A 20,894-nucleotide genomic window follows, 5' to 3' on the forward strand; every position below is an offset into this window, starting at 1 on the left:
AGCCGCCGAAGACCCGCTCCGGCCGACCCCGCCTGGAACTGCGGGGGCAGCCGCGGCGGCGGGGGCCACGACTCGATGGTCAGTTCCCGGAAATGCGTGCGGGGCTCCTTTGCACAGGTCAAAGGAGCCCCTCAGGTAGCACGTCGCCAGGTGGTCAGGCCTCGGGGAGAGCCGCGAGGCGGGCGCTGATGCGGGCGATGTCGGCCTGGGCCGTTTCGCGGCGGGCCTTGATCTTGTCCACCACGTCGGCCGGGGCCTTGTCCAGGAACGCCGGATTGTTCAGCTTCTTATCGGTTCCGGCCAGCTCCTTCTCCGCCACGGCCAGGTCCTTGGCCAGCCGCTTGCGCTCGGCGGCCACGTCGACCGCACCGGAGAGGTCCAACTCCACCGACACGTTCCCACCGGTCAATCCGACCTCGATGGCCGCCGAGCTGGTGAACCCGTTGGTCGGCGCGGTGACCCGGGCCAGCACCCGAACCGCGGGCACGTGGTCGGCCAATCCCAGCTCCGCCACGCCGCCGAGCTTGGCCGCGACCCGCTGCCCCGGCTTGAGCCCCTGGTCGGACCGGAACCGCCGGATCTCGGTGATCAGCTTCTGCACCGCGACGATCCGCTCCGCGGCTGCCTCGTCGCGCACCGCCCCGGACGCCTTCGGCCAGTCCGCGACGACCACGGACTCGCCACCGGTCAACGAGGTCCACAGCGTCTCGGTGATGAACGGGATGATCGGGTGCAGCAGCCGCAGCAGCACGTCGAGCACGTGGCCGAGCACCTCGCGGGTGCGCTCCGCCCGGTCGCCACCCGCGTCCAGCTGAACCTTGGACAGCTCTAGGTACCAGTCGCAGAACTCGTCCCAGGTGAAGTGGTAGAGCGCCTCGGTGGCCTTGGCGAACTGGAAGTCCTCCAGCAATTCGTCCACATCGGACACCAGCTGGTCGGTCAGGTCCAGGATCCAGCGGTCGGCGTCGGTGAGCTCGGCCCGGTCGGCCAACCGCTCCGGCACCCGGGCACCGTTGAGCATCGCGAACTTGGTGGCGTTGAACAGCTTCGTGCCGAAGCTGCGCGACCCGGCCACCCATTCCTCGCTGATCGGCGAGTCCGCGCCCGGGTTGGCCCCACGCGCCAGGGTGAACCGCAGCGCGTCGGTGCCGTAGGTGTCCATCCACACCAGCGGGTCAACGGTGTTGCCCGCGGACTTCGACATCTTCTTGCCGTGCGCGTCGCGAACCATGCCGTGCAGCGCGATCACCCGGAAAGGCACGGCACCAGACGGCTCTCGATCGCTCATCGCGTACAGGCCGAGCATCATCATCCGGGCGACCCAGAAGAACAAGATGTCGTAGCCGGTGACCAGCACGCTGGTCGGGTAGAACTTCCGGAGCTCCGGGGTGTTCTCGGGCCAGCCCATCGTGGAGAACGGCCACAGGCCCGAGGAGAACCAGGTGTCCAGCACGTCCTCGTCCTGGCGCCAGCCCTCGCCCGACGGCGGTTCCTCGTCCGGTCCGACGCAGACGACCTCCCCGTTCGGGCCGTACCAGATCGGGATGCGGTGGCCCCACCACAACTGCCGTGAAATGGCCCAGTCATGCAAGTTGTCGACCCAGTCGAAGTAGCGCTTGGCCATCTCCGGCGGGTGCACCGCCACCCGGCCGTCGCGCACCGCGTCCCCGGCGGCCTTGGCCAACGGGCCGACCTTGACGAACCACTGCAGCGACAGCCGCGGCTCGATCGGCTCCTTCGACCGCGAGCTGTGCCCGACGCTGTGCAGGTACGGGCGCTTCTCCGCGACGATGCGGCCCTGTTCGCGAAGGGCCTCGCGGACCGCGCCGCGTGCCTCGAAGCGATCCATGCCGTCGAACTGCGTGCCGGTGTGCGCGATCCGGCCCTGCTCGTCCATGATCGTCAGCATCGGCAGCTCGTGCCGCTTGCCGATCTCGAAGTCGTTCGGGTCGTGGGCCGGGGTCACCTTCACCGCGCCGGTGCCGAACTCGGGGTCGACGTGCTCGTCGGTGATGATCGGGATCTTGCGCCCGGTCAGCGGGAGCTCGATCTCGGTGCCGACGAGGTGCCGGTAGCGCTCGTCGTCGGGGTGCACCGCGACGGCCGTGTCGCCGAGCATCGTCTCGACCCGGGTGGTGGCGACCACGATCGAGTTCTCGCCGTCGCCGTAGCGCATGGAGACGAGTTCGCCCTCGACCTCCTTGTGCTCCACCTCGATATCGCTGATCGCCGAGCGCATCTCCGGCGACCAGTTGACCAGCCGCTCGGCCCGGTAGATCAGCCCGTCGTCGTAGAGTTTCTTGAAGATCGTCTGCACGGCGCGGGACAGCCCGGAGTCCATGGTGAAGCGCTCGCGGGTCCAATCCACGCTGTCGCCCAGGCGACGCATCTGGGACAAGATCGCCCCGCCGTGCTTGTCCTTCCATTGCCACACCCGCTCCAGGAACGCCTCGCGGCCCAGGTCGCGGTGGTCGATGCCCTCGTCGCGGAGCTGCCGTTCGACCAGCGCCTGCACCGCGATGCTCGCGTGGTCCATGCCGGGCAGCCACAGCGCCTCGTAGCCCTGCATCCGGCGGCGCCGGGTGAGGATGTCCATCAGGGTGTGCTCGAAGGCGTGCCCGATGTGCAGGCTGCCGGTGACGTTCGGCGGCGGGATGACGATCGAGAACGGCGGCTTGTCGCTGTTCGCGTCGGCGGTGAAATACCCGGCGGCTACCCAGCGCTGGTACAGCTCGGCCTCTACGTCGGCCGGGTTCCAGGTCGACGGAAGTTCACGTTGCTGGGCGGCATGGGTCTGTGTCACGCACCGAATTCTACGAGTGCCTGTTCAGCGCGTTTTGCGGGCATTCACCTCCGTCGCAACCACCGCTGATGTGACTCCCGCCACCCCCGCGGTGCTGCGCTCTGAACCGTGTCGCACGCTATTCCCATGTCGCGAGGAGCCCCAGAACAGGACATCGACGAAAACGCCCTCCGAGTCGGCCAGCCCGGCCATGCCGCGGCCGGCGTGAAAGGGGTGCTGGTCTCGCTGCAACGCAGTTGGGAGCAGATGGGCCTGGCCCGGACCGCCCGGACGTTGCCGCTGCTGAACCAACGCGCGGGTTTCGACTGTCCGGGGTGTGCGTGGCCGGATCCTCGCGAGGACGAGGGCGACAAGCGCAAGATCGCCGAATTCTGCGAGAACGGGGCGAAGGCGGTCGCCGAGGAGGCGACGACACGGCGGGTCGGGCCGGAGTTCTTCGCCCGTCACTCGGTAACCGACCTGGCCGGCAAGACCGACTACTGGCTGGGTCAGCAGGGCCGGCTGACCCAGCCGATGATCCTGCGCGACGGCGACAGCCACTACCGCCCGATCGGCTGGACCGAGGCGTTCCGGGTGATCGCGGCGGGCCTTCGCGGGCTGGCCTCGCCCGACGAGGCGGCGTTCTACACCTCGGGCCGCACCAGCAACGAGGCGGCATTCCTCTACCAGCTGCTGGTGCGCAGCTTCGGCACGAACAACCTGCCGGACTGCTCGAACATGTGCCACGAGTCGTCCGGTTCGGCGTTGACCGAGACCATCGGCATCGGCAAGGGCTCGGTGTCACTGTCCGATGTGGAGCACGCGGACCTGGTGCTGGTGGTGGGCCAGAATCCGGGCACCAACCACCCGCGGATGCTGTCCTCGCTGGAGAAGGTCAAGCGGCGCGGTGGGAAGATCATCGCGGTCAATCCGCTGCCGGAGACCGGGCTGATGCGGTTCAAGAACCCGCAGAACGTGCGCGGCGTGGTCGGTGACGGCACCCAGCTGGCCGACGAGTTCGCGCAGATCCGCATCGGCGGCGACCTGGCGCTGTTCAAGGCTCTCAACGCGCTGGTACTCAAGGCGGGCGCGGTGGACCAAACATTCATCGACGCCCACACGCACGGCTTTGCCGAGTTCGCCGCCCAGGCCGAGGACGTCGACTGGGAGGCCACCGCCGAGGCCACCGGGCTGGCCCGCGAGCAGATCGAGCGGATCGCCGAGATGCTGATCTCCTCGCGGCGCACCGTGGCGTGCTGGGCAATGGGGCTCACCCAGCACCGGCAGGGTGTCGCCACCATCCGCGAGGTGGTCAACCTGCTGCTGTTGCGCGGGATGATCGGCAAGCCCGGCGCGGGGGTGTGCCCGGTCCGCGGCCATTCCAACGTGCAGGGCGACCGCACGATGGGCATCTGGGAGAAGATGCCGGACTCGTTCCTGGCCGCGCTGGAGCGCGAGTTCGAGGTGCCGATTCCGCGCCACCACGGACTGGACACAGTGGACACCATCCGGGCCATGCAGTCCGGCCGGGTCAAGGTGTTCCTGGGAATGGGCGGGAACTTCGTCTCCGCGACGCCGGACACCGACGCGACCGCGCGGGCGCTTCGTGGCTGCGAGCTGACGGTGCAGGTGTCCACCAAGCTCAACCGCTCACACGTCACCCCGGGGCGGACCGCGCTGATCCTGCCCACGCTCGGCCGCACCGAACGCGACGTGCAGGCCGGCGGCGAGCAGTTCGTGACCGTCGAGGATTCGATGTCGGTGGTGCACACCTCGCGCGGACGGCTCGCCCCGGCATCGGGCGATCTGCTGTCGGAAGTCGCGATCGTGTGCCGGATGGCGCGCGAATTGCTCGGCCCGGATCACCCGGTGCGCTGGGAGTCTTTCGAGCACGACTACGACGTGATCCGGGATCATATCGCGCAGGTCGTGCCCGGCTGCGCCGATTACAACCGGCGGGTCCGCGAACCGGATGGTTTCGTGCTGCCGCACCCGCCGCGCGACAGCCGCACCTTCCCGACCGCGACCGGCAAGGCGAACTTCACGGTGAACGTGCCGGAGCCGATCCGCGTGCCCGCGGGGCGGCTGCTGCTGCAGACCCTGCGCAGCCACGACCAGTACAACACCACGATCTACGGGCTGTCGGACCGCTACCGCGGCGTCGAGGACGGCCGCCGCGTAGTGCTGGTCAACGGCGAGGACATCGCCGAACTCGGCTTCACAGCCGGAGATCTGGTAAACGTGATCTCGGAGTGGACGGCCGTGGACGGCGCGCTCGAAGAACGCCGCGCGGAGCGCTTCCGGATCGTCGCCTACCCGACGGCCCGGGGCTGCGCGGCGGCCTACTACCCGGAAGCCAATCCCCTGGTGCCGCTGAACTCGGTGGCGGAGCGGTCCAACACCCCGGTCTCCAAGGCCGTCATCATCCGGCTGGAGCGGGCCTGACCGTGTCGACCGCCGATTTCAACGGAAATCTCCCCCGGAGGGATCAGCCGGTGATGAGCTGGGTGACCTTCTGCACGAGTTCATAGACGCCGTAGGCGAAGGGCAACCCGACCCACGCCCAGGCGAGCACGAGCAGCGCTCGGCGGCTCATCGCGCACCTCCGGAGACCGGTTCGTGGAACTTGGGGTTGACCGGCCGCACCAGCTCGTTGGCCGCGAAACCGACGATCAGCAGGCCGATCATGATGTACAGCGATGTCGTGTACAGGTCCGGCCCGGTGGCCCCGGCCGCCTTGCGGACGTCGGCGATCGCGTTGACGATCAACGGGCCCAGCACCCCGGCGGCCGACCACGCGGTGAGCAACCGGCCGTGAATCGCGCCCACCTGGAGGCCGCCGAACAGATCCTTCAGGTACGCCGGGATCGTCGCGAAACCCCCGCCGTAGAACGACAGGATCAGCATCGCGCAGAACACGAACACCGGCACGCCGGTCGCCCCGAGCAGCAGGATGCCCAGGTAGAGCAGCGCGCCGCCGCCCAGGAAGAGGCGGTAGATGTTCTTGCGCCCCACGATGTCCGATGTGGACGACCAGGCGAACCGCCCCGCCATGTTGGTCAGCGACAGCAGCGCGACGAAGCCGGCCGCCGCGCCGGTCGCGACGGGCGTCGAACTCCCGGCGAAGAAGCCGGCGATCATCGGTGCGGCCTTCTCCAGGATCCCGATCCCGGCCGTGACGTTGCAGCACAGGATCACCCACAGCAGCCAGAACTGCGGCGTGCGGACCGCGTTCCGGGCCGTCACGTTCGCCGTGGTGATCACTTGCCGGACACCCTGCTTCGCTGCCGGCGGCACCCGGACCAGCGCGACGCCCAGCGACATGAACACCGCGTAGACCAACCCGTGCACCAAGAACGTCAACGCGATCCCGGACCGGCTGGTGCCGAAGGACTCCAGCATCTGCGTCGACCACGGCGAGGCGATCAGCGCGCCGCCGCCGAAGCCCATGATCGCGATCCCGGTCGCCATGCCCGGCCGGTCCGGGAACCACTTGATCAGCGTCGACACCGGCGATATGTAGCCGATGCCGAGCCCGATCCCGCCGACGAACCCGTAACCGAGCACCACCAGCCAGTACTGGCCGAGCGCGACGCCAAGCGAGGAGAGTAGGAACCCCAGCGAGAAGCAGGTGGCGGATACCGCCATCGCCCACCGCGGCCCGCGTCGCTCCACCAGCGTCCCGCCCAGCGCGGCGGACAGTCCCAGCATCACGATGCCCAACTGGAACGGCAGCGCGCTGAGCGTCCCGGACAACCCCAGGGCGTCCTCCAGCGGCGGTTTGAAGACGCTCCAGGCATAGACCTGTCCGATGGACAGGTGCACCGCGAGGGCCGCGGGCGGAACCAGCCACCGGTTCCAATCAGCGGGTGCGACGATTCGTTCGGGAGCTAGCAGGTCTGCGACCACGGGACCTCCCCGACGCGATGTTGATCACAGCGCGGCCGAGCATACTGTGTACAGGCGCTGAACGAGGGTGATTTCGCCGACGCAGCCGGTAGGGAGGGCCTGATGGGACGTGTCACGGTGCGACGGCCGGTGCTGAAGATCGCCGCCGACGGCAGCCGGACCAGACCGGACACGCTGGCCGCCGAAGAACCGCTGGAGATCCGGGTCAACGGCGGACCGCTTTCGGTCACCATGCGCACCCCCGGCCACGACATCGAACTCGCGCACGGGTTCCTGCTGACCGAGGGCGTCATCCACGACAAGGAGCAGTTGTCCACGGCCCGCTACTGCGATAGCCCCGGGCCGGACGGCCGCAATACCTACAACGTGCTGGACATCCAGCTCTCGCCGGGCGTGCAGCCCCCGAACGCCTCGGTGACGCGCAACTTCTACACCACCTCGTCGTGCGGGGTGTGCGGCAAGGCCGCGCTGGACTCGGTCCGGCTGAGCACCCGGCACTCCCCCGCCGACGACCCGCTGGTCCTCGACGCCGACACCCTCGTCGACCTCCCGCACCGGCTGCGGACGGCCCAGCGCGTCTTCGACACCACCGGCGGGCTGCACGCGGCAGGACTGTTCGCCGCCGACGGCGAACTACTCGCGGTGCGCGAGGACGTCGGCAGGCACAACGCCGTCGACAAGGTCTTGGGCTGGGCGTTGCTGGCGGATAGGGTGCCGCTGACCGGGTGCGTGCTGATGGTATCGGGGCGGGCGTCCTTCGAGCTCGTGCAGAAGGCGGCGATGGCCGGGGTGCCCGCACTGGCCGCCGTCTCCGCGCCGTCGTCTCTCGCCGTGGACCTCGCGGCGGAGCAGGGTATGACGCTGGTCGGGTTCCTCCGTGGCCGGTCCATGAACGTCTACACCGGAACCGAGCGCATCGTGACAAAGGACATCGCCTGAGCCCACCCCGCCAGGTTGGTGCCGGGCCATCCCGTTGGCACGATGAACACCGGACGGCGGAGGGAGGACGCATGGGCGACGGCGAGTCGACCGGCCGCATGCTGAGCCGGCGCAGTGTCCTCGCCGGCGGGGTCGCCGGGCTCGCGGGGCTGGGCCTCGGGCTAAGCGCCGATGTGAGCCCGCCCCCGCCCATGCCGCTGGCCGGGCAGTCGAACGTGTCCGTGGAACAGGTGTACTCGCGGGCCCGCGATCGCGTCGTCAACCTGGTCACGATGTACCCGAAAGACGTTGCGCGCGAAGGACTTCCGGTGTGCCTGATGCTGCACGGCCGGTTCGGTGACGCGCGCAAGTCGGCCGGCGGGCTGCCGACCTGGCTGTCCGAGTCGGTCGGCGCGGGCCGTATCCCGCCGTTCGCGTTCCTCGCGGTCGACGGTGGCGGCAACAGCTACTGGCACCGCTGGCCGGGCGACGATCCGATGTGGATGTTGCTCGACGAGGTGCCAGGCTGGCTGGCCGAACGCGGCCTCGGCGGCGAGAACGGCGAACCGTTCGCGGCGGCTGGCATCTCGATGGGCGGATTCGGCGCGTTGCTCTACGCCCGCCGCCGACGAGAGCAGCGGAACCCGCTGTCGGCCACCGCCGTGGTCTCCCCGGCGCTGATCACCAGTTGGCCGGAGATGAGTAAGCGGCGGGCCTTCGCCAGCGAAGCCGAGTGGGCGGCGATCGACCCGCTCCACCACCTCGACGCCCTCGGCGACATCCCGCTGGGCGTGTGGTGCGGCACCGAGGACCGGTTCATCGAAGGCACCCGCCGCTTCATCAGCGCGGCCCGGCCCGAGTACGCCTCGACCACCTCAGGCGGCCACAACAGCCGCTACTACCGCAAGGCACTGCCGGAAGTCGTCGACTTCGTCGGCGCCCGGCTCGCCACACCGTAAGGGCAGTCGCCACCAGGCCCCGGGGTGCCCAGAAGGAATTGATACCGACGAATTCACACCAGGCGGAGTCGGCGCGAGCGGTCGGCGGAGTAACGGTCCGTGTCGAATCGGTCGGTCAGCGGCACCGAGCCGTAGAGGGCCCAGCGCAGCAACGACGGCCACGGTCCGTAGCCGGCGTCGGTGTTCAGGTGTTCGCCGTCGAGGATCACGTCCATCTCGACCTGCAACCGCTCGGCCAGCCCGTGCGCCCGGTGCATCGACAGGTACGGATCGCCGGTGCCCACCACGAGCCGGGTGATCCCGGCGGCCCGGCGCAGCGCCGCGGCATCCGCCGGATAGGGCGTGATGTCCTCGACGTCCGGATGCTGCCAATCCGGGGCGGGCGGGGCCACCAGCAGCACCCGGTCCGCGCGCCGGGCCCGCCCAGCGATCGTCGCCGCGTGGTGCAGCCACAGCGCCACCCCGCAGGAATGGGCGGCCACGACGAGCTCTGCCTCCGGCGGCACGGCCGCCAGGAGCTCCCGCAGCACCGGCAGCCACTGCTTCAACACCGGACGGTCCGCACTGGGCAGGCGCGGCAGGTCCACCCGGACCCCATGCTCGCGCAGCTGCCCGGCGAGCCACTGCTGCCAGTGCCAGGGACCGGAACCGGCCATCCCGTGAACCAGCAGGACATGCATCTCGCTCATGGCACCGCTCCCGGAGTCGATGGTCATCGCAACCAATGATCATCTAACCCCGCGAGGTGCGCAGCCAAAGATCACGGGTACCCACCCACCGGGTACGGCTTCACCCGGCCGGGACGACGGAAACCGGCGCGCCGAGCACTAGGCGGACTTCTCGCGGCGCTCGCGACGGGTGGCCTGGCGGGCGACGATCGTCGGGTTGACGTTCTCGCGCACCGTCTGCTCGGTGATCACTACCTTGGCCACGTCCGAGCGGCTCGGGATGTCGTACATCACCGGCAGCAGGACCTCTTCCAGGATCGCGCGCAGCCCGCGGGCGCCGGTGCCCCGCAGGATCGCCTGGTCGGCGATGGCCTCCAGCGCGGTCTTGGTGAACTCCAGCTCCACGTTGTCCATCTCGAACAACCGCTTGTACTGCTTCACCAGCGCGTTGCGCGGCTCGGTGAGGATCCGCACCAGCGACGGCTTGTCCAGGTTGGTCACGCTGGCGACCGTGGGGAGACGGCCGATGAACTCCGGAATCAGCCCGAACTTGATCAGGTCCTCGGGCATCACGTCGGCGAAGTGGTCGGCGGTGTCGATCTGGTTCTTCGAACGCAACTCCGCGCCGAACCCGACGCTGTGCTTGCCGACCCGGTCCTCGACGATCTTCTCCAGCCCGGCGAACGCGCCCGCCACGATGAACAGCACGTTCGTGGTGTCGATCTGGATGAACTCCTGGTGCGGATGCTTGCGCCCGCCCTGCGGGGGCACGCTCGCGGTGGTGCCCTCCAGGATCTTCAGCAGCGCCTGCTGCACGCCTTCACCGGAGACGTCCCGGGTAATCGAGGGATTCTCGCTTTTGCGGGCGATTTTGTCGACCTCGTCGATGTAGATGATCCCGGTCTCGGCCCGCTTCACGTCGTAGTCGGCCGCCTGGATCAGCTTGAGCAGGATGTTTTCCACATCCTCGCCGACATAGCCGGCCTCGGTCAGCGCGGTGGCATCGGCGATAGCGAACGGGACGTTGAGCATCTTCGCCAGCGTCTGGGCCAGGTAGGTCTTGCCGCAGCCCGTCGGGCCGAGCATCAAGATGTTCGACTTGGCCAGCTCGACGGCCTCTTCGCCGCGGCTCTCCCGCCGCTCACCAGCCTGAATGCGCTTGTAGTGGTTGTAGACCGCGACCGAAAGGTTCCGCTTGGCCGGGTCCTGCCCGATGACGTACTGGTCGAGGAACTCGTGGATCTCCGCCGGCTTCGGCAGCTCATCGAGCTTGACCTCGCCCGCCTCGGCCAGTTCCTCTTCGATGATCTCGTTGCAGAGATCGATGCACTCATCGCAGATGTACACGCCGGGGCCGGCGATGAGTTTCTTCACCTGCTTCTGGCTCTTCCCGCAGAAGGAGCACTTCAGCAGGTCGCCGCCGTCACCGATACGTGCCATGACCGCTGACCCCGTCCCCTCCGGCACGCCGTCCGGTGGCGCGCCTGACCGTATTTGCCTCCGACGGTACCTGGCGTTCCCCGAGTTCGGGGAGACTCACAGTGTCCGCCATTGCCGAGCGTGGTGTGACCAGCGTCGCGCCCGGCGTGTCGGCGATGACGGCCGGGCGTGGCGCGCTCGCCACAACACGGGCCGTCATCGCTGACCGATTCAGGATTTCTGCGCCGACAGCTTCCGGTACGGCAAGACCTCATCGATGAGGCCGTATTCAGCGGCCTGCTCGGCGGTGAGGATCTTGTCACGGTCGATGTCGTCGCGGATCTGCTCCTGGGACCGGTTGGTGTGCTTGGCCAACGTGGTCTCCAGCAACTCCCGCATCCGCTGCACCTCGGCGGCCTGGATCTCCAGGTCGGAGACCTGGCCGTAGATGCCCTCCACCGACGGCTGGTGGATCAGGATCCGCGAGTTCGGCAGCGCCAACCGCTTGCCCTTGGTGCCGGCGGCCAACAGCACCGCCGCGGCCGAGGCGGCCTGGCCGAGGCAGATGGTGCGCACGTCGGGCCGGACGTACTGGATGGTGTCGTAGATGGCCATCAGCGCGGTGAACGAACCACCGGGCGAATTGATGTACATCGCGATCTCGCGGTCCGGGTCGTCGGACTCCAGGAACAGCAACTGCGCCATCACGTCGTTCGCCGAGGCGTCGTCGACCTGGACACCGAGGAAGATGATGCGTTCCTCGAAGAGTTTGTTGTACGGGTTGGACTCCTTGACCCCGTACGCGGTGCGCTCGACGAACGAAGGCAGCACGTACCGGGACTGCAGAGGCTGGAATGAGCTCACGACAGGTGACTCCTCGTTACTAGGTCCGGGCGTGTGATCAGCTGCTCGGCAGGTTCGCCGCGCTTGCCACGTGGTCCACGAATCCGTAGTCGCGGGCCTCCTCCGCGGTGAACCACCGGTCGCGGTCCGAGTCGGCGGTGATCTTCTCCACCGTCTGCCCGGTCTGCTCGGCGATCAGCTCGGCCATCTCCTTCTTGTGCCTGGAGAACATCTTGGCCTGAATCTCGATGTCGGATGCCGTGCCGCCCAAACCGGCGGAGGGCTGGTGCATCATGATCCGCGCATGCGGCAGCGCGAAGCGCTTGCCCTTGGCGCCCGCGGACAGTAGGAACTGCCCCATCGAAGCGGCCATGCCCATCGCCACGGTGGCCACGTCCGGCTTGATCAGCTGCATGGTGTCGTAGATCGCCATGCCCGCCGTCACCGAGCCACCCGGCGAGTTGATGTAGAGCGAAATATCGCGGTCCGCGTCCTCGGCCGCCAGCAGCAGCAGCTGCGAGCAGATCTGGTTCGAGATCGAGTCCTCGACCTGGGAGCCGAGGACGATGATGCGCTCCCGCAGCAGCCGCTCGTAAACCGAGTCGTTGAGCGAGAGCCCGTTCGTCCCCGTCCGCATGGACGGCGACTGCGCGTCGGACGCCGGAACAGTCAGGTGCTGCGTCACGTCTCCCTGCCTTCTCCCACAATGGGCCGTTATCCACCAGGGCCACTTCGGCCACTCGGTCCCCTTCCACAGTGGACCGGTGCGGCCGGGCCGTCGGACGACCGCGGCGGCCCCCGGTGATGTCCTGCTTCCCTCTCGGGTGATCCGCTACAAGCGACCCTAACGAACGTGGACGGCACCAGCTTCCCAGTACCGCCCACGTTCGCTTAGAGCATGCTTTTCAGTTGTGCGCCGAGAGACGGGTCACTCCGCCTTCGCGGCCTCGGCCGGCTCGGTCGCCGCATCGTCCTGCTCGCCCTCTTGCGGGCCGAACAGCTCGTCGAGATCCAACTCGTTGCCAGCCGCGTCGTGGACGGTTGCCTGGCGCACGACGGAGAACAGCGCCTTGCTGCGCCGCACGTCCGCGTACAGCGCGCCGAGCTGACCGGACTGCTGGGCCTGCTGAACGAACTGGTCCGGGCTCATCCCGTAGCGCTGGGCTTGGTAGATGATCCGCTGAGTGAGCTCCTCGTCGGAGACCGACACGTCCTCGGCGTCGGCGATGGTGTCCAGCACCAGCTGGGTCTTGACCGCCTTCTCCGCCTCGGCCTGGGTCTCGGAGTCGAACTCCTCGCGGGTCTTCTCCTGCTGCTCAAGCCACTCTTCGAAGCGCGCCTCGTCGTGGTCGAACGGGTGCACCGCGTCGTGCCGACGCGCCTCGATCTCCGACTCGACGACCTTCTCCGGCAGCGGCACCTCGATGGTCTCCAGCAGCGCGTCCAGGATCTTGTCCCGGGCCTCCATGCCCTGCTGCATCTTCTTGACCCTGCCCAGCCGCTCCCGCAGATCGGCGACCAGGTCCTCGACGGTGTCGAACTCGCTGGCCAGCTGGGCGAACTCGTCGTCGGCCTCGGGCAGCTGCCGCTCCTTGACCGAGTTGAGGGTGACCGACACCTCGGCGTCCTTGCCCGCGTGCTCGCCGGCCACCAGCTTGGTGGTGAACGTCTTGGTGTCACCCTCGCTGGCGCCCACCAGCGCGTCGTCAATGCCCTCCACGAGCTGGCCGGAGCCGATCTCGTAGGACAGGCCACTGGTCTTGGCGTCCTCGACTTCCGCACCGTCGACGGTGGCGGACAGGTCGATGCTGACGAAGTCGCCCTCCTGCGCGGGCCGCTCCACCCCGGTGAGCGTGCCGAAGCGGGCGCGCAGCGAGTCCAGCTGCTCGGTCACCTCTTCCTCGGCGACCTCGACGTCGTCCACGCTCACCGAGAGCTCACCGAACGCGGGCACGGTGATCTCCGGGCGGACGTCGACCTCGGCGGTGAACGCGATCTCCGCGCCGTCCTCGATCTTGGTCACCTCGATGTCCGGGCGACCGAGGGTGCGCACCTCGCTGCTGTTGACCGCCTCCAGGTACTTGGCCGGGACCGCTTCGTTGACGACCTCGTCGAGCACGGGGCCCCGACCGATGCGGCTCTCCAGCACCCGCGCCGGGACCTTGCCCGGCCGGAAGCCGGGGATGCGGACCTGCTGGGCGAGTGCCTTGTACGCGCGGTCGAAGTTCGGCTTGAGCTCGTCGAACGGCACCTCGACGTTGATCCGGACGCGCGTCGGGCTCAGGTGCTCGACGGTGCTCTTCACGTGGTCTCCTAGTGCGAACGTGCTTGATTCCCGGCGCTGCCAGCGGACGCGGCATACCACCACGTCCAACGATGCCGGGCTGACCTCCGAGTCTATTGCTTCCCACCCGGGCACACGGCCCGGGGTTGCATGAACCCGCATTGGCCAGCCTCACCTAAGCCATGTCACCCATCTGGCGTCCATCCGTGTTTGAGTGGAAACGTGCACCACACCACAGCCGCCGTCGCCACCTGCGCCGGACTCTCCGAGGCGTTCACCGAGCCGCTGCCCGGCACCGCCGCGGTAGCCGGCAGCTGGCTGTGCCTGGAGCAACGCGGCCCCTGGGGCCACAACGCGCTGGTCCAGAGCCACCTGAACCCCGAAATCGGGCGTTTGCTGTCCGCGCGAGGCGACGAACACGGCGTGCGAATCCAGCTCATCCGGCACCCCGGTCGGCACGCGGACACCCCCGGCGATTCGCCGCGGCGGGTGTTCATCGCGCACACCGGCCCGGGGACCAGCTGGCTGCGGACGGCAACCACCACGAGCCCCGCCGACCTGCTCGACCTCGACTTCGACCGGATCGCCGCCGGCCACCACGACGATTGGGGTCGCCCGGTCACCGACCCGCTGCTGCTCGTGTGCACCAACGGCCGCCGCGACCGCTGCTGCGCGCTCCTTGGCCGCCAACTGATCACCGCGCTGACCGGGCGGCACGACGGCTCGATCTGGGAGTCCTCGCACACCGGTGGACACCGCTTCGCGCCGACCGCGGTCGTCCTACCCAGCGGATACACCTACGGCCGGCTGACGCCGCACACCGCTGAAGCGGTGCTCTCCGCTGCCGCAGCCGGCAAAGTAGTCCTCGACCACTGCCGTGGCCGCTCCTCGTGGACCCGCGCCGGACAAACGGCCGAACTCGCCGTCCGGGAACACATCGGTGAATACCTGATCGACGCCCTGCGCGTCACCGGCGAGCAAGCCGGCCAAGTGCTGATCACCCACCAAGACGGCCGAAGCTGGCAGGTGACGGTGCAAGAACGCGAACTCGACCCGGCCCGCCCCAACAGCTGCGGCAAGGCAGCGGTCCGCCCGACCGCCTACACCGCCGACGCCATCACTGGCCGACCAGCACCCGGCCGGCCGCTGAACCCAGCTCGGTAGGCGTGGCCGCGGTAACGATGCCATCGGCCGGGGCCGACCCCGGCGACGCGGGCGGGCCCGGCACCCACAGCGACACGCCCACCAGGAAAGCCACGACGGCGCTCAGCACCGCACACACCACCGCAGCAGGCAGCTGAACGCGGCACCCGACCAGACTCCAATCGCGCACGAAAACGAAATCGGCCCCCTCCGGCCGACCGTTACCAACGCGTCCCAACACTGCGCCGGATGTCACCGGGCCCACGGCGTCCACGGGCAAAAGAAAACCGGCCACCCACCAATGGCGAGCGGCCGGCCGCGACGTCGGGGTGGCGGGATTTGAACCCACGACCCCTCGCACCCAAAGCGAGTGCGCTACCAAACTGCGCCACACCCCGTCCGACGTGCGACGCACCCGGAAACCCGGGTGCGTTGCGAAGAGCTTATCGCGACCCGCTAAGCTGTGGCACGCAAGGTCGCCTAACCCGACGAGGACAGGCGAAACCCGCACGCGGGCGTAGCTCAATGGTAGAGCCCCAGTCTTCCAAACTGGCTACGCGGGTTCGATTCCCGTCGCCCGCTCCGAGTTGGACTTAGTGTGTTGCGGCTTTGCCGCTAACCTTTACCCTCCGCCATTGCCGTGGGGGGCCGAGCCCCCCACACCCCCACGGTGCCGTGGCCACCTCTCGACGGGCTCCTCACGAATCACCGCGTTCCCGGCCTGGGTTTGCGACCAGCCAACCCGACTCCGGCTTTGCCCCAACCTTCACACACCCCCACAGTGCGGTCGCCACCTCTCGACGGGCTCCTCACGAGTCGTGAGCGTTCCCTGCCTGGGTTTGCGACCAGCCAATCCACTCCGGCATTGCCTTCACTCTCGGAGCGTTTCTGGACTGGGTTTTGACCGGCCCTTGCGTTTCGTTGTCTTGTGCCGCTTCGCGGCCGTTGGTCCATCTTCGCGACAGCATGTCGCTTCCGGCATCGGCTCGACGTGACGGGCCGTTGGCCATACCTCAGGAACGCGCTGCAGTTCGCCTGTTACTTCAGGACGTCGCCGCACGAGCGGCGCGGCGCCACCCGCGCTTGGTTTTCGGCCGGATCGACCACCTCGGCGGCGGCGCGCTGGAGAGCCTCAAGTTGCCCCGGGCGGAGGATTTCGCGGCGCACCCACGCCGTCTTGGCGTTGAGCGTGGTGATCTCGGCGTAGTCGGCGGCCATCCGCGGATCGTCCGGTAGCCCGGTGCGGATGGACCAGTTGCCGTGGCTGGTGATGAACGTCGGCCGCACCGTGCCGAACACATGATCACGCAGGCCGGGCATGTCCTTCGCGCGCCAGTAGCGGGCCATCCGTGGGTCGGCCAACCCAACCAAGTCGACAACCTGCAACCGGCTGGTGAGGGCGGCCCCGCCGATGTCCGGGGCCAAAACCGTGCCGCCGGGCAGGCCGAGGGTGTCGGCGTAGACGTTGAAGTCCCGGCCCGGATGCTGCACGACCACACACAGCGGCACCGTGGGGTCGGCCCGGAACACGCGGGCCTGCTCAGCGAGCACTGCCGCCGACAGGACCGCCGACAGCACAGCTACCAGAGTGAGGGTGATACGGCCGCGGACAGCGAGCCGGGGCAGCAGGTGGGCTGCGGCGAGCGTGCCGACGAGCGCGCCGAGCGGCCACACCGGGGTGGCGAACCGGTACTGCTCCATCCAGTCCTCAGTGAGTACCGCGAACGCGGCCAGGGCCAGCCCAAGCGGGACCAGCAGCAGGATCAGACCACGACGCAGCCGCGAGGGACGCGCCAGCGCCGCACCCACGCACACAGCCGCGAGCAGCACGGTCAGCCACCCGAGATAGGCGACCAATTCCCCGGGGCGGGCCAGATCAGCCGGGGCCGGGACGGCTTGGGATTTCGCGAGCGCGGTGTTCGGCAGGTAGGCCCCGAACGTGGCCAGCCGGTAGGCCAGGTACGCCCCGACCGGAACCGCGAACGCCACCACATTGACCGCCGCCGCTGTGATCGCGCGGGCGAACGCCTCCTGGCGCAGCAGCACCAGCACGGCGATCGGGTACGCCCCCGCATAGACCAGCCCATCCGGGCGGGTGAGCGCGGCCACGGCGGCCAGCAGCCCACACCCCACCGCCGTCGGCGTCGCCAACAACCGGCCCACCGTCTCGGCCCGCACCAGAACCACGCCGACCCCGACCACGGTGACCGCCAGCAGCGGGTTTTCCATCCCGGAGAAACACCAGATCACAAACGACGGCACCAGCGCGGTCACCGTCCCGGCAACGAGCGTGACCAGCACCGGCCGGGCCGAAAGCGCCCGGGCGATGACGTAGAACCCGGCGAACACCCCGGCCACGCACGCCAACGCGACGACCTTGGGGAACGCCACCCAGTCGGGCACCCCGAACCAGGCGCCGTGATCGAACAATCCCAACCAGCGGCCCACCACCAGGACCGCCAACCACGCCGGGTTCGAGTAGCCCTCCACGGCCTCGACGCCTGCCTGCAAAACCGGGCCGGCGCCGGTGGCGACCGAACGGGCGTAGGCGAAGGTGATCGCCGCGTCGTCGACGATCCACCGCCCGTAGGCAATCGCGTGCAGCCCGGTGAGCCCGGTCGGGACGGTGACGGCGGCGAACGGGCCGAGCCAAGCGGCCCGGCCGGATGGTCCGTCGGAGATGTCGTCGTCCACCGCGTGCGTCATCACCCGAAACCTCTCCGTGATCGACTGTGGACTGAACGTAGCGGAATACGAGGCGACGGGCTCGGGACAGGCAGGCCCGCCAACTGAAAGGGGGTCGGTGGCGTTGTGAACGTTGTCGGTTTTGGATGGATTTTCTCGGGATCGGCGGAATAAAAAGGCTTTGGGTTTTGTCAGGGGGTTGCGCGAGGCTTGGGTCCGGCTTGAGTTCCGGTCCGGATTTTTCCGATCTTGGGGGTTTCGTGCGGCGGCTCGAATACAAGTGGATGGTCGGCATCACCTTTGTCCTGGCGCTGATCATGCAGATCCTGGACGTCACCATCCTGAACGTCGCGCTGGCGACCTTGGGGCGGGAGTTCCGGGTCGACGCCGCCGCCCTGCAGTGGGTGCTCACCGGTTACATGATCAGCCTCGCCGTGTTCATCCCCTCCTCCGGTTGGATCGCCGACCGGTTCGGCAGCAAGCGGACCTTCCAGTCGGCCGTGGTGATCTTCACGCTGGCCTCCGTGCTGTGCGGGATGTCCACCGAGATGTGGCAGCTGGTCGGCGCTCGGGTGTTGCAGGGTGTTGGCGGCGGCATGCTGGTGCCCGTTGGTCAGGCGATGCTTTTCCGCACCTTCCCGCCCCACGAGCGCGCCAAGGCCGGGGCCGTACTGTCCATTCCGGTCACCATCGCCCCCATGCTGGGCCCCGTGCTCGGCGGCCTTCTCGTGGAATACGCGAGCTGGCGCTGGATTTTCTTCATCAACGTTCCCGTCGGCGCGCTGGCGCTGGTCTTCACCGTGCTCTTCCTCAAGGAGGAGGCGCGTAGCGATCCTGGGCGGTTGGACCTGCCCGGGTTCGTGCTCGCCGGGGCAGGACTCGCTACCCTGCTCTACGGCCTGGACCAAGGCGCCCAGCTCGGTTGGGGCGAAGCCCAGGTGTGGCTGAGCCTCATCGCCGCTGTGCTGCTTATCGGCGGGCTGATCTGGCGGGAGCTGACAGTTCGCGCCCCGATGCTCGACCTGCGGCTGCTGACCGACCGGTTGTTCGGCACCGGCAACGTGCTGCTGCTGTGCCAGACCGGGGCGATGTTCGGGGTGCTGTTCCTCATCCCGCTGTATCTGCAGAACCTGCGCGGGGTGTCCCCCATGCACGCCGGCCTGGTACTCATGCCGCAGGCAATGAGCATGCTGCTGACCACCCAGGTGATCAGCCGGATCTACGGCCGGGTCGGGCCGAAGCGGTTGATCCTGGCCGGATTCGCGGTGCAGATCGCCATCGGCCTCGGACTCCAGCTCCAGGGCGTCGACACCTCGCTGTGGTTCCTTGTCGCGTTGCTCGCGGTGCAGGGGGTGGCGATGGGGCTGCTGATGACGCCGGTGCAGACCGCGACGTTCGCCCGCATCTCCGGTGCGGCTATGGGGCAGGCCAGTTCGATGTTCAACGTCAGCCGGCAAGTCGCCACCGCGCTGGGCACCGCGATCGTGGCGACCGTGCTGGTGGTGCTGACCGAACGCGGCATGTCCACAGTGGATCCCGCGGCGGCCGGTCAGGTCGCCGCAGCGCAGCTGGGTGGTTACCACGGCGCGTTCCTGGTCTCCGTGCTGTTCGCGGGGCTGGGCCTGCTGGTGGGGCTGCGGGTGCGCGACGCCGACGCGGTGGCCAGCCTGGACACCACGACGGTGAAGGCACAGCCGGGTGAACGCACGCCGTCGGAAACCGTGAGATAGCTCAAGCTCGCCCCACTTCCGGACCGGCCCGGGCAGTATGTGAGGGGTGACCGACATGCCGCACGCCGATCAGGTTCGCAACCACGCCCGCTGGCGCCCGGGCTGGCACGCCGGGCGCACCGGCTACGCATGGCTACTGCCGCTGGCCGACCAACCCGGACTGCGCAAGCTGGTGAACGACTACCAGTACGCGCTGCGGGACCTGCCAGGTTTCGACCTCGTCCCGCTGGAATGGATGCACATTCTGGTGCAGGAGATCGGTTTCACCGACCAGGTCCACCAGTCGCGCATCGAGCCCCTGCTCGAGGCGGCACGGACCCGGCTGGCATCCGTGCCGCCCCTCACCCTGGCGTTCCACCACGCCGTGGTGCTGCCGGAGTCGTTGTCGCTGCCCGCCGAACCGCAGTCGACGGTGCTCGATCTGCGCGCCGCGGTGCGGGAAGCGACCGCCGAGGTCCTCGGTGAATCAACGGTGCCGGCCGAGCCTGAGGACATCGACAAGTACGTGAGCCTCGCCCACTCCACCACCGACGGTCCGGCGATCTTCGCCATCGCCACGCTCAGCGCCACCGTTGTGGAGCCAACCACGGCCAAGGTGTCCGCGCTGTCGCTGGTCAAGCTCAACCGGGATCACTCGTGCTCCGAGTGGGAAACCATCGGCGAGGTCCCCCTCGGCGCCACGGGCTGATTTCCGCTGAAATCGTCGCCGCGCTGAGCGGAGTACCGTCGGAGGCAACCGGTTCCGCCAGGTCAGGAGGCAGCGGTGTCCACGGCAACAGTCATCATCGTGATCGCCCTCGTCGTGATCGCCGCCGCGGTCTGGTGGTCCCGCCAGAAAGCCGTGGCGCACCAGCAGAAGCAGCTTGAGGACGCCAAGGCGGAGGCGCGGCGCTGGGTGGAGCGGCTGGGTGGTCAGGTGCTCAACCTCGTCGGCACCAACGAGGCGGCCAAGCAGGCGCTCGCCGACGCAGCGGAACGGCACGGCGCGGCGGTCTCCCAGCTCGACCAGGCGAACACGGCCGCGCAGGCGCGCCTGACCACGGAATCCGCGTTGGAAGGGCTCTACTACGTGCGTGCCGCGCGAATCGCGATGGACATGGATCCGGGCCCGGAGCTGCCCGACCTGTCCGGCCAGCGCGGCGCGGGCAAGGTCACCGAATACCGCGAGGTCGAGGTGGAAGGCCAGCGCCAGATGGCGTCGCCGAACCCGACCGAGCAGACCCCGCACTACTACCCGGGCGGCACGGTCGCCGGACGACCCGTTCCGCAGGGTTGGTACAGCGAACCGTGGTGGAAGCCAGCCCTGGTCGGAGGCGCGTGGGGCGTGGGCTCGTTCCTGCTGATGGGCGCGCTGTTCGGCGGTATGGCCGGGGTCCCCGCGGAGGCCGCCTACGCGGACGGGTTCCAGGATGGCATGGGCTTCGACGGCAGCGATCCGGGCTTCGACGGCGGCGGTCAGGGCTTCGACGGCGGCGACATGGGGGACAGCGGCTTCGACGGGTTCGACGGCTTTGACATGGGCGGCTTCTAACCCCGGTTGATGGCGATCTCAAT

The 20,894-nt window shown here is 68.6% G+C and carries 16 protein-coding genes and 2 tRNA genes; 8 read left to right on the forward strand and 10 right to left on the reverse strand.

All coding sequences use genetic code 11. The features are described from left to right. Nucleotides 1-154: 154 nt before the first annotated feature. Nucleotides 155-2,803 (reverse strand): valine--tRNA ligase, encoded by a 2,649-nt coding sequence (locus BJ970_RS02875; protein ID WP_184723334.1) that lies wholly within the window; start codon nucleotides 2,801-2,803, stop codon nucleotides 155-157. A 126-nt stretch (nucleotides 2,804-2,929) separates the two neighbouring features. Here BJ970_RS02875 and BJ970_RS02880 point away from each other — a divergent pair, with 126 nt between their 5' ends. After that, nucleotides 2,930-5,227 (forward strand): FdhF/YdeP family oxidoreductase, encoded by a 2,298-nt coding sequence (locus BJ970_RS02880; RefSeq protein WP_184723337.1) that lies wholly within the window; start codon nucleotides 2,930-2,932, stop codon nucleotides 5,225-5,227. A gap of 43 nt (nucleotides 5,228-5,270) precedes the next feature. Here BJ970_RS02880 and BJ970_RS40340 read toward each other — a convergent pair whose 3' ends face one another. Both BJ970_RS40340 and BJ970_RS02885 read right to left on the reverse strand, forming a co-directional pair. Then, nucleotides 5,271-5,378, reverse strand: coding sequence for an MFS transporter small subunit (locus BJ970_RS40340; RefSeq protein ID WP_446689078.1), 108 nt, complete (start codon nucleotides 5,376-5,378; stop codon nucleotides 5,271-5,273). Then, nucleotides 5,375-6,691, reverse strand: a complete 1,317-nt coding sequence (locus BJ970_RS02885) for an OFA family MFS transporter (protein ID WP_312864081.1) — start codon at nucleotides 6,689-6,691, stop codon at nucleotides 5,375-5,377. The genes BJ970_RS40340 and BJ970_RS02885 overlap by 4 nt, the downstream gene beginning before the upstream one ends. Nucleotides 6,692-6,793: 102 nt before the next feature. Here BJ970_RS02885 and fdhD point away from each other — a divergent pair, with 102 nt between their 5' ends. Together fdhD and BJ970_RS02895 are read left to right on the forward strand one after the other, a co-directional pair. Beyond that, complete coding sequence (fdhD, locus tag BJ970_RS02890; RefSeq protein ID WP_184723340.1) at nucleotides 6,794-7,630, forward strand: formate dehydrogenase accessory sulfurtransferase FdhD; 837 nt, start codon at nucleotides 6,794-6,796, stop codon at nucleotides 7,628-7,630. A gap of 71 nt (nucleotides 7,631-7,701) precedes the next feature. Next, nucleotides 7,702-8,568, forward strand: coding sequence for an alpha/beta hydrolase (locus BJ970_RS02895; protein ID WP_184723343.1), 867 nt, complete (start codon nucleotides 7,702-7,704; stop codon nucleotides 8,566-8,568). Nucleotides 8,569-8,621: 53 nt separating this feature from the next. Here BJ970_RS02895 and BJ970_RS02900 read toward each other — a convergent pair whose 3' ends face one another. The 5 genes from BJ970_RS02900 to tig form a co-directional block, all read right to left on the reverse strand. Continuing rightward, the gene (locus tag BJ970_RS02900; protein ID WP_184723346.1) at nucleotides 8,622-9,257 is read right to left on the reverse strand and encodes an RBBP9/YdeN family alpha/beta hydrolase; all 636 of its coding nucleotides are present in this window, start codon (nucleotides 9,255-9,257) and stop codon (nucleotides 8,622-8,624) included. A gap of 138 nt (nucleotides 9,258-9,395) precedes the next feature. After that, on the reverse strand, nucleotides 9,396-10,676 hold the full coding sequence (gene clpX, locus BJ970_RS02905; protein WP_184723349.1) for an ATP-dependent Clp protease ATP-binding subunit ClpX: 1,281 nt from the start codon (nucleotides 10,674-10,676) through the stop codon (nucleotides 9,396-9,398). 210 nt (nucleotides 10,677-10,886) lie between these two features. Then, a complete protein-coding gene (locus BJ970_RS02910) occupies nucleotides 10,887-11,519 on the reverse strand; it encodes an ATP-dependent Clp protease proteolytic subunit (protein ID WP_184723351.1) in 633 nt (210 codons plus the stop codon). Between the two features lie 37 nt (nucleotides 11,520-11,556). Beyond that, nucleotides 11,557-12,183, reverse strand: a complete 627-nt coding sequence (locus tag BJ970_RS02915) for an ATP-dependent Clp protease proteolytic subunit (RefSeq protein ID WP_184723354.1) — start codon at nucleotides 12,181-12,183, stop codon at nucleotides 11,557-11,559. 243 nt (nucleotides 12,184-12,426) lie between these two features. Beyond that, on the reverse strand, nucleotides 12,427-13,803 hold the full coding sequence (gene tig / locus BJ970_RS02920) for a trigger factor (RefSeq protein WP_184723357.1): 1,377 nt from the start codon (nucleotides 13,801-13,803) through the stop codon (nucleotides 12,427-12,429). A gap of 201 nt (nucleotides 13,804-14,004) precedes the next feature. Here tig and BJ970_RS02925 point away from each other — a divergent pair, with 201 nt between their 5' ends. Then, the gene (locus BJ970_RS02925) at nucleotides 14,005-14,946 is read left to right on the forward strand and encodes a ferredoxin family protein (RefSeq protein ID WP_312864082.1); all 942 of its coding nucleotides are present in this window, start codon (nucleotides 14,005-14,007) and stop codon (nucleotides 14,944-14,946) included. 303 nt (nucleotides 14,947-15,249) lie between these two features. Here the strand turns inward: BJ970_RS02925 and BJ970_RS02930 are convergent. Next, nucleotides 15,250-15,323, reverse strand: a tRNA-Pro gene (locus BJ970_RS02930). Nucleotides 15,324-15,436: 113 nt separating this feature from the next. On the opposite strand from BJ970_RS02930, the gene BJ970_RS02935 reads away from it, so the two are divergent. Further along, nucleotides 15,437-15,507, forward strand: a tRNA-Gly gene (locus BJ970_RS02935). Between the two features lie 456 nt (nucleotides 15,508-15,963). Here BJ970_RS02935 and BJ970_RS02940 read toward each other — a convergent pair. Next, entirely contained in the window at nucleotides 15,964-17,631 is a 1,668-nt protein-coding gene (locus BJ970_RS02940; protein ID WP_184723363.1) for a DUF8728 domain-containing protein, read from the reverse strand. A 239-nt stretch (nucleotides 17,632-17,870) separates the two neighbouring features. Between BJ970_RS02940 and BJ970_RS02945 the strand changes: the two genes are divergently transcribed. The 3 genes from BJ970_RS02945 (at nucleotide 17,871) to BJ970_RS02955 (ending at nucleotide 20,871) form a co-directional block, all read left to right on the forward strand. Then, entirely contained in the window at nucleotides 17,871-19,340 is a 1,470-nt protein-coding gene (locus tag BJ970_RS02945) for an MDR family MFS transporter (RefSeq protein WP_184723366.1), read from the forward strand. Nucleotides 19,341-19,395: 55 nt separating this feature from the next. Then, nucleotides 19,396-20,028 (forward strand): 2'-5' RNA ligase family protein, encoded by a 633-nt coding sequence (locus BJ970_RS02950; RefSeq protein ID WP_184728835.1) that lies wholly within the window; start codon nucleotides 19,396-19,398, stop codon nucleotides 20,026-20,028. Nucleotides 20,029-20,103: 75 nt separating this feature from the next. Then, entirely contained in the window at nucleotides 20,104-20,871 is a 768-nt protein-coding gene (locus BJ970_RS02955) for a hypothetical protein (RefSeq protein ID WP_184723369.1), read from the forward strand. The last annotated feature ends 23 nt before the right edge of the window (nucleotides 20,872-20,894 follow it).

The organism is Saccharopolyspora phatthalungensis (assembly GCF_014203395.1).
GTDB lineage: Bacteria > Actinomycetota > Actinomycetes > Mycobacteriales > Pseudonocardiaceae > Saccharopolyspora > Saccharopolyspora phatthalungensis.